Genomic DNA, 963 nt, shown 5'->3' with positions numbered 1-963 from the left:
CGGCAGTCCATCGAATTGAAACCCGGTTCTCTACGTTAGATCCCATGATTTCATCCGTGGGAGCAGAAGGGCACATGCAGTTCATGCCTTGTACTTTTATCGGATGGGGACATAGCTCCTGCAGTGGTTCAGGAGCAGGGAATTTTAGTGCCGAAGAAAAGACAAGCTTGGTCGTCATTGCCCGATATGGCGGCTATGGCGTAGATGCGAATGGTGATGGAAAAGCAGATATGTGGGATTTAGAGGATGCTGTCTTTTCGGCAGCCAATTACCTCGGAAAAAACGGTGCAGCTTCAGGTAACGTTGAAGCAGCGCTATACCAATACAACCACAGCCAGGAATATATTTCTGAAGTCATGAAGTACGCTACCCTTTACGTCACTGAAGGGTACGATGCTATTACGATTCCGCAACCGGGTAAAGCAGGCTTTAGTCGTCCGGTCAACGGCCAGGTTACGTCCGGATTTGGTCCGCGTACCCATCCCGTTACTGGCGAAGTAGGAAAACCGCATGAAGGTGTAGACTTTGCTTGTTCCCACGGGCAGCTGATACCAGCATCTAAAGCTGGAAAGGTTATTATGGCGGGCTGGCAAGATGCGAGTAACCCCAGTAAAGGTTACGGCCAGTATGTACGTGTGGATCATGGGGGCGGCTATGTGACTACTTATGCCCATTTGTCTTCGATCAATGCTCGTGTAGGCGATCAAGTAGCTGCGGGAACTGTGCTTGGTGGGTGTGGGTCAACCGGCAGCAGCACCGGAAACCATCTACATTTCGAAATCATTATCAATGGCAGAAAAGTAAATCCTTTGCCGTTTGTGGGGGGATAACAGACGTGCTAAATGAAAAAATTATTGTGCGGGTAAAGGAACACGTCCCTGGATATAAGGGTAAGACCGTTGGGGTCGCCTGGTGGCGGCGTCAGGACGGTTCAGGAGGACAATTCGTAGAACAGACTACACA

1 protein-coding gene is annotated in these 963 nt (G+C 49.9%); it reads left to right on the top strand.

Annotated elements, in window-relative coordinates; translation table 11 throughout:
- Window positions 1-830 (top strand): peptidoglycan DD-metalloendopeptidase family protein (locus FE296_RS00260; RefSeq protein ID WP_150363970.1); only part of this gene is annotated, 830 nt, incomplete at its 5' end.
- Between the last annotated feature and the right edge of the window lie 133 nt (window positions 831-963).

The sequence above is a fragment of the Paenibacillus sp. UASWS1643 genome (assembly GCF_008693195.1).
GTDB classification, from domain to species: Bacteria; Bacillota; Bacilli; order Paenibacillales; family Paenibacillaceae; genus Paenibacillus; species Paenibacillus amylolyticus_B.
This window is presented reverse-complemented; position numbering and strand designations above follow the sequence as displayed.